Origin of the sequence: Nocardia farcinica, assembly GCF_029867845.1 — a bacterium.
Lineage (GTDB): Bacteria > Actinomycetota > Actinomycetes > Mycobacteriales > Mycobacteriaceae > Nocardia > Nocardia farcinica_A.
In genome coordinates this window covers 1-7,629 of sequence record NZ_JARWRU010000190.1, presented here as the reverse complement: position 1 = coordinate 7,629, position 7,629 = coordinate 1, and the positions used below count along the sequence as shown (strand labels likewise).

Sequence of the window (7,629 nt, the reverse complement as noted above, 5' to 3'; positions counted from 1 at the left end):
GTCGTGCTGCGTGACGGTGAGGGCGGCTACTGGCGGCTGGTCGTCGCCCCCGACGGCGCCCTCACCACCGCACCGCTGGGCAAGGACCGGCCCAACCGCTGACCATGCCCACCCCACCGGACACCACCCCCGACAGCCGCCCGCCGCGCCGCCGGTGGCCGCGACGGCTGCGCCTGGCGGCGATCGCCGCCGTCGTCGCGGCACTGGCGGTGGCGGGGATACCGGTGTACGTGCACCCGCAGATCGACCCGCTGCGGCCCGCCGACGCCATCGTCGTGCTCGGCGGCACCCCTTACGAGCGGTTCGACCTCGGCCTCGACTTGGCCCGGCGCGGGCTGGCGCCGGAACTGGTGATCGCCGCCTCCACCGGCATCGACGATCCCCGCATGGACCGCTACTGCCGTGGCGGACATCCGTTCCGGGTGGCATGCTTCGAACCGCGCCCCTGGACCACCCAGGGGGAGGCGCAGGAGATCCGCCGCCGCGCCGAACTCGGGCACTGGCGTCACATCATCGTCGTCACCTTCACCCCGCACATCTCCCGCGCCCGCTACATCATCGGCAAATGCTTCGACGGCGAACTCACCATGATCGCCAGCCCCGCACCCACCAACCCCGCCTACCAGGGGTGGATGTATGTGCGGCAGAGCGCCGGATACCTCAAGGCGTTCACCGAAACCGGCTGCTGACCAGCCGCCGAGCCCGACAAGGAACCACCCGTGATCACCGATTTCACCCGCAGCAACGCCGCCCAGGCCCGCCTGCACGAACTCGTGCCCGGCGGCGCCCACACCTACGCCCGCGGCGCCGACCAATACCCGGAACAGATGGCGCCCGTGCTCGTGCGCGGCCACGGCTGCCGCGTCACCGACTGCGACGGCAACGAATACGTCGAATACGGGATGGGGCTGCGTTCGGTCACCCTCGGCCACGGTTACCGTCCCGTCGTCGACGCCGTCGCCGCCACCATCGCCGACGGCGTCAACTTCTCCCGCCCCACCCGCCTCGAACTCGACGCCGCCGAAACCTTCCTCGACCTGGTGCCGGGCGCCGACATGGTGAAATTCGCCAAGAACGGCTCCGACACCACCACCGCCGCCGTCCGCCTGGCCCGCGCCGTCACCGGCCGCACCACCGTCGCGGTCTGCCTGCAGCCGTTCTTCTCCGTCGACGACTGGTTCATCGGCACCACCGCCATGAACGCCGGCATCCCCGCCCCGGCCACCGTCACCTTCCCCTACGGCGACCTGCCCGCCCTCGACGCCCTGCTCACCGGGCACGACATCGCCTGCGTCGTCATGGAAGCCGCCACCGCCCTGCACGAACCGCCACCGGGCTATCTCGCCGGGGTGCGCGCCCTGTGCGACCGGCACGGCGCGCTGCTGGTGTTCGACGAGATGATCACCGGCTACCGCTGGTCGGCCGGCGGCGCGCAGCAGGTCTACGGCGTCACCCCCGACCTGTCGTGCTGGGGCAAGGCCATGGGCAACGGGTTCCCGATCTCCGCCCTCGCCGGCAGGCGGGAACACATGGAACTCGGCGGCCTGAACACCGACGCCGACCGCGTGTTCCTGCTGTCCACCACCCACGGCCCCGAAACCGGTTCGCTGGCCGCCTACCTCGCCGTCGCCCACGCCTACGCCACCACCGACCCCATCGGCCGCATGGAAGCCGCGGGTGAACGTCTGCGCGCCGGATTCGAGCAGATCACCGGCGAACTCGGCATCGGCGACCACCTGCGCGTCGCGGGCCGCCCCTCCTGCCTGATCTTCCAGACCCTCGACCCCGACAGGCAGCCCTCCCAGCCGTTGCGCACCCTGTTCCTCCAGGAACTGGTGCGACACGGCGTGCTCGGGCAGTCGTTCGTCACCTCCGCCGCCCACACCGACGCCGACATCGACCACACCCTCGACGCCTGCCGCGCCGCCGCCGCCGTCTACGCGCGCGCCCTGGATCAGGGCGGCGTCGACGGACTGCTCGAAGGCCGCCCGGTCGCCCCCGCCCTGCGTGCGCGCGCCCAACCACGACGGCTCGACCCGGCCGCCCTCGCGGCGGGGCTGTCGTGACGGCGAAAGCGCGGTGCTGCCACCGATCCCACATGGCCGGACACCGACAGGAGAGCTTCCGATGACCTCGCCGCGCATCGCGATCGTGCACGAACGTTTCACCGAATACGGCGGCTCCGAAGCGGTCGTCGGTGAGTTCGCGCGCACCTGGCCGCACGCGGAGGTGTTCGCGCCGCTGGTCGACACCGCCCGCGCCCCCGCCATCGCCCACCCGCCGTGGGACACCATCACCGGCACCTGGCTCGACCGCCTGCACGCCGCCACCGGCCGCCGCTCCCACGCCCCGCTCATGCCGCTCATGCCGCGCGCCCTGCGCGGACTGCCGCTGCGCGGCTACGACGCGGTCGTCGTCAGCCACCATTCCTTCGCGATCCAGGCCGCGCTGGCCACCGACGCCCCCGTCGTCGCCTACGTGCACAGTCCAGCCCGCTGGGCGTGGGAACCGGCCTTCCGTGCCCGCGAAGCGGGCGGCCCCGCGGGCCGTGCCGCGCTCGCCGCGCTCGGGGTGCTCGCCCGCCGCGCCGAACTGGCCGCCGCCGGGCACCTGACCGCTGTCGTCGCCAACTCCCGCGCCGTCGCCGACCGCGTCCGCGACTGGTGGGGGCTGCCCGCCGAGGTCGTCAACCCACCCGTGCGCCTGGACCGTTTCGCCCCCGACCCGTCGCTCCCGCGCGAGGACTTCCTGCTGTTCGCCGGCCGTCTGGTCCCCTACAAGCGCCCCGACCTGGCCATCCGCATCGCCCGCCGCACCGGCCGTCGTCTGGTCGTCGTCGGCGACGGCCGCTACCGCCGCCACCTGGAAGCCCTCGCCGGTCCCGAGACCACCTTCCTCGGCGCCGCCCCCGACGACGTCCTGGTCGACATGTACCGCCGCTGCCACACCCTGCTCATGCCAGGTGTCGAGGATTTCGGCATCATCCCCGTCGAAGCGATGGCCTGCGGCGCCCCCGTCGTCGCGGTGGGGGAGGGCGGCGCCCTCGACACCGTCGTGCCCGGCCTCAGCGGCGTCCACGTCCCCGCCGGTGACGACGACAGCGTCGTCGAAGGATTCGCGGCCGTGGTCGCCGACCCCGCCGCCACCGACCTCGACCCCGGCAGGATCCGCGCCCACGCCGAATCCTTCGGCCCCGAGACCTTCCGGGCGCGCATGGCGCGGGTGGTCGAGGGTGTGCTCACCACCGGCCGGTCGGACTACTCGGCGGAGACCGCCGCCTCGTAGGCGCGCGACGTCGCGATCACCAGGGCGCGCTGCTCGTCCGTCAACGGCCCGAACGCGGCGCGCCGGCCGCGATCCGCCCCACCCGGCCACGCCCGGATCACGGGGTTCCGTAGCAATCGCCGAAGGCTGACGCCCGCCGATTCGGCGTTCGTCGATCCGGGCCGCGGCCGGGGTGCGTCGGATCGATTGGGCCTGTCGGTGGCGCTGTGCGCCTTGCCGTGGCTGGGATTCGTGCCGGACAAGGGGGCGGCGGCACCGTTGGTGGCGGTGGCCCGGTTGGCGGAGCGGCTGGGGGTGGATCAGCAAGTCGACGGACCGACCGTCTCCTGTCGGCACCCCTAGGGGTCGTGGCTATTCGGGCCAGGGCATCAGGTCGTCGAGGTGGTTGTCGATCGCTGTGGCGATGGTGAGTGCGGTCTTCTCGGCCCGCTCGGAGACATCGGGTGTCCCCGGTCCCAGGTCGTGACCGCTGGCAGGGACCTTGACCTCGAGGTTGCGTGCCCGGAAGCAGCTACGCCATATCCGCCCGATTTTCGGCGATCACCACCGGAACCCCATCACCGGCGAGCGCGATCGACGATCCCGGCGACGAGAGTGTCGAGCAGGCGCTCGAACTCCGCCGCCGAGCCGAACCCGGTCAGCAGCGGAGCCACCGATGCCATCGCCGGATAGCGGTCCGCGTCGATCGGCGGCACCCCGGGCTCACCGCCCGGATCGCCACCGACCACGGCCAGCAGATAACCGTTGAGGAACCCGAACAGGGTCAGCGGCACGTCCGCGATCACCCGGTCGGGCAGACCGGCCGCCCGCATGGCGGCGACCAGCCGCTCGAGAGCCGACAACGCCACGGGGGAGACCTGCGGGCGGGTCGCCAGCAGCGGAACGACGTGCGGGTGCCGGAAAGCGACCTCACGATAGGCGCGGGCGATGCGGCGGGCCAGTTCCTCCCAGTCCCCGCCACCGTCGCCGCCCGCCTCCAGGGTGTCCGCCACCTCGGCGAGCACCGCCTCCGACGCCGCGTCCAGCAGGGCCGCTTTGCCCTTGATGTGGTGATAGATCGACATCGGATCCACCCCGAGGGCCTCGGCCAGCCTGCGCACACCGAAACGCTCGAGCCCGTCGCGGTCGATCAGGGCCACCGCGGCCGCGGCGATCCGGGCGCGATCCAACCCCGCCGCCGTGCCCTGCGTGCGTCTGGCCACCCGGAACCTCCAACCCTTGCCGAACCTACACCGTAGGTTATACCGTCGACGGCGAAACCTACATCGTAGGAATGAGGCGTTATGAACCGAAGAGCATTTCTCCGCACCACCGCCGTCACCGCCACGCTGCTCGGCGCGGCCACCACCGGATGCGGTGGCCAACCGCGGGAAACGATCGTCACGACCGCCGCCGGACGCGTGCGCGGCGCAGTCGCCGACGGTGTGCACTCCTTCAAAGGCATCCCGTACGCCGCCCCACCCAAAGGCGTCGACCGCTACCTGCCACCCCGCCCGGCCGAACCCTGGGACGGCGTGCGCGCGGCCACCACGCCCGGCCCCACCCCACCGCAACCGGAAACCCCGCCGCCGCTGGACTTCTTCGCCCCACCCGTCCCCGGCGAGGAATACCTCAACCTCGACATCTGGACCCCCGACCCCGGTGCGGCGAACCTGCCGGTCATGGTGTGGATCTACGGCGGCGGCTTCGACACCGGCAGCACCGGCCTCTACGACGGCAGCGCCTTCGCCCGCGACGGCGTTGTCCTCGTGGCGATCAACTACCGGCTCGGCGCCGAAGGCTACCTGTTCCTCGACGACGGGGTCGCCGATGTCGCGCTGCTCGACCAGATCGCCGCCCTGCGCTGGGTGCACGACAACATCGCCGCCTTCGGCGGCGACCCCGGCAATGTCACCGTCTTCGGGCAGTCCGCCGGCGCCATGGCCGTCGGCACTCTCGCCACCATGGCCGCCGCCGGTGGACTGTTCCATCGCGCCATCCTCCAGAGCGGAGCGGGCAACATCTGCTACCGCGCCGACACCGCCCTCGACATCGGCCGCCGGCTCGCCGCGAAACTCGGTGTCGCCCCCACCAGGGAAGCGATCGCCGAAGCCGGCGTGCCACGGGTGCTCGACGCCCAGCTCGCCGTCATGGCCGACCTCGCCGAACACCCCGACCCGCAACGCTGGGGCGGCGAACCCGGCTGCCGGGTCAACATGTGGCGCCCCACCATCGACGGCGACACCCTGCCCGCCACCCCCATCGACGCCGTCACCGCGGGAGCGAGCGCAGGCATCGACATGCTCATCGGCCACAACGCCGAGGAAGGCCGCCTGTCCCTGGTCCCCTTCCGCGACCTCGACTCGGTCACCGAGGACGAACTCACCACCGCCATGCGCCTGTACCGGCTGCCCGTCGACCGCGCGCTCCCCGCCTACCGGGCGGCCTACCCCGGCGCGAATCCCGGTGCGCTGCTGGCGATCCTGCAAGGCGACTGGTTCTACACCATCCCCGGCATCCGCCTCGCCGAAGCCCGCGCCCAGGCCCCCGCGGCCACCTATATGTACGAATTCACCTGGCGATCACCGCAATTCGACGGCGAACTCGGCTCGTGCCACTTCCTCGAGGTCCCGTTCGCCTTCGACCGGCTCGACGACGAACGCATGCGCTGGATCACCGGCCCCACCCCACCACAGGCGCTCGCCGACCTCGTCCACGGCGCCTGGGTGCGGTTCGCGAGCACCGGCCGCCTCGACTGGCCCGAATACGAACCCACCCGGCGCGCCACCATGCGCCTGGACCTGCACCCGGAGGTGGTCGACGACCCGTGCCCGGTCCGCGACCTGTGGCACGGCGTCGACCTGTACTGACCCCGACCTCACGCCGCCAGTTGCAGCGCAAGCGTGGCCGCGGCAGGCGCGAACACCGTGGTCGCATACGAGCGGGCCCGGATCGTGGTGGCCGCCGCCCCGAGGAAGTACAGGATCAACCCGATCGCCGCCGCGATCCCCACCGCGGAAACCACGAACCCGGCGAGCAGGCCGAGCGCGCCCACTGACCACCGCGACCACGTGATAGGCGACATTCATCGGACCTGCACCTTCTTCCTCGACATCGTGTCCGTCGAAGAAGTGACAACGTGGCCGCCGCGAGTGTGACTACCCCGGCTACGCCTCCAGCCGCACCCGCGCCACCAGCGCCCGATGATCCGCGCCCGGCAGGTCCACCGTCTGCACCGACAACGCCCGGCCACCGGCAACCAGCACATGATCGATACCCACCACCGGCGGGAACCGCTTGTCCGTCGGATAGGTCACCAGATGCCCCGCCCCCGCCTGCTCGGCCGCGTCCTCGAACCGCCCCGAGGTCAGCGCCCGGAACTGCGCGTGATCGTGGGTCGCGTTGAAATCCCCGCCCACGATGACAGGCCGCCCTTCCGGCGCCCGGCCGATGATCTGCCGTAACCGCCGCAACTCGTCCGCCCACACCCGCACCCCGTACACCGGCGGCACCGGATGCAGCGCGTACACGCTCACCGGCCCCACCCCGGGCACCGTCGCCGTCGCCGACAACTGGTTCAACACGAACCCGTCGTACTCCACCGTCTCCGACAACGGGAACCGACTCCAGATGCCCGTTCCCGCCGCCGTCCGGCCCGGGGAGACATACCGGTGCGGCAACAGCTCGTCCAGCCCGGACGCGCCCAGCGCCGCGAGCGCCCCCGGTGTGAGCTCATCGACGGTCAATACCGCCACCTCCCGATCCCGCACCAGCTCCACCAGCGCACCCGGATCAGCGCCGTCGAACAGCAGATTGGCCTGCATCACCGTCACCACCGGGCCGTCTCCGTCGTCGGCCCGCGCAACATACAGCGGCGCCTGCGTCCACACCGCGCCGGCGAGAACCACCGCCGCCGCCGACACACCCACCCAGTGCCGCATCCCGGCGAACACCGCCGCCCCGAGCAGCGCGCACCCCATCAGATACGGCGCGCCGGAAGCGGCCAGCACCACCGGCCCCCACGACAGCCGCGCGAAATGCAGCACAACCCCCGTCGCCCCCGCCGACGTCGCCAGCCCCGCGAGCACACCGGCACCGGCGCGGACCAGCTTCGTATCCATGCCCGACAGACAAGCACACGCCCAGGGGCCGGACCGGGGGCGGCCACCGGGCCGGAAAATCGCTTTCCCGTGCCCGGACCCGGTGCTAGGAATGGAACTCGTTGTGTCCGCACGATGCGCCGCCGGTTGTCGCGCCACCGATACCCGTGACGAGCATCGCCGCGATGCGCACCGGTGACCCGGGAACAGATGCCGGTCGCGTCGGGAGACGGCGCGGACAGCGCCGAGACCCGAAGGAGACCCG

7 protein-coding genes and 1 pseudogene are annotated in these 7,629 nt (G+C 72.1%); 5 read left to right on the top strand and 3 right to left on the bottom strand.

Annotated features, from left to right (window positions below):
• Positions 1-104 precede the first annotated feature (104 nt).
• From QH283_RS03930 to QH283_RS03915, 4 genes and pseudogenes are all read left to right on the top strand, one after another.
• Positions 105-689 (top strand): YdcF family protein, encoded by a 585-nt coding sequence (locus tag QH283_RS03930; protein ID WP_280501649.1) that lies wholly within the window; start codon positions 105-107, stop codon positions 687-689.
• Positions 690-722: 33 nt separating this feature from the next.
• Positions 723-2,066, top strand: coding sequence for a glutamate-1-semialdehyde 2,1-aminomutase (locus QH283_RS03925; protein ID WP_280501651.1), 1,344 nt, complete (start codon positions 723-725; stop codon positions 2,064-2,066).
• Positions 2,067-2,127: 61 nt separating this feature from the next.
• Positions 2,128-3,285, top strand: coding sequence for a glycosyltransferase (locus QH283_RS03920; RefSeq protein WP_280501648.1), 1,158 nt, complete (start codon positions 2,128-2,130; stop codon positions 3,283-3,285).
• Positions 3,286-3,411: 126 nt separating this feature from the next.
• Positions 3,412-3,585: pseudogene (locus tag QH283_RS03915) on the top strand (DUF4158 domain-containing protein); the annotation flags it as partial.
• 257 nt (positions 3,586-3,842) lie between these two features.
• Here the strand turns inward: QH283_RS03915 and QH283_RS03910 are convergent.
• The gene (locus QH283_RS03910) at positions 3,843-4,487 is read right to left on the bottom strand and encodes a TetR/AcrR family transcriptional regulator (protein WP_280501647.1); all 645 of its coding nucleotides are present in this window, start codon (positions 4,485-4,487) and stop codon (positions 3,843-3,845) included.
• Between the two features lie 81 nt (positions 4,488-4,568).
• Here QH283_RS03910 and QH283_RS03905 point away from each other — a divergent pair, with 81 nt between their 5' ends.
• Positions 4,569-6,134: a carboxylesterase/lipase family protein gene (locus QH283_RS03905; RefSeq protein ID WP_280501646.1), complete on the top strand. Its 1,566-nt coding sequence runs from the start codon at positions 4,569-4,571 to the stop codon at positions 6,132-6,134.
• An 8-nt stretch (positions 6,135-6,142) separates the two neighbouring features.
• Here the strand turns inward: QH283_RS03905 and QH283_RS03900 are convergent, their stop codons facing one another.
• The gene (locus tag QH283_RS03900) at positions 6,143-6,349 is read right to left on the bottom strand and encodes a DoxX family protein (RefSeq protein WP_280501645.1); all 207 of its coding nucleotides are present in this window, start codon (positions 6,347-6,349) and stop codon (positions 6,143-6,145) included.
• A gap of 82 nt (positions 6,350-6,431) precedes the next feature.
• The gene (locus QH283_RS03895; protein ID WP_280501644.1) at positions 6,432-7,385 is read right to left on the bottom strand and encodes an endonuclease/exonuclease/phosphatase family protein; all 954 of its coding nucleotides are present in this window, start codon (positions 7,383-7,385) and stop codon (positions 6,432-6,434) included.
• Between the last annotated feature and the right edge of the window lie 244 nt (positions 7,386-7,629).

Coding starts and splice junctions, on each gene's coding strand:
- QH283_RS03895 (WP_280501644.1), bottom strand. CDS start 7,385: ATGGATACGAAGCTGGTCCGCGCCGGTGCCGGTGTGCTCGCGGGGCTG.
- QH283_RS03920 (WP_280501648.1), top strand. CDS start 2,128: ATGACCTCGCCGCGCATCGCGATCGTGCACGAACGTTTCACCGAATAC.
- QH283_RS03930 (WP_280501649.1), top strand. CDS start 105: ATGCCCACCCCACCGGACACCACCCCCGACAGCCGCCCGCCGCGCCGC.
- QH283_RS03905 (WP_280501646.1), top strand. CDS start 4,569: ATGAACCGAAGAGCATTTCTCCGCACCACCGCCGTCACCGCCACGCTG.
- QH283_RS03900 (WP_280501645.1), bottom strand. CDS start 6,349: ATGTCGCCTATCACGTGGTCGCGGTGGTCAGTGGGCGCGCTCGGCCTG.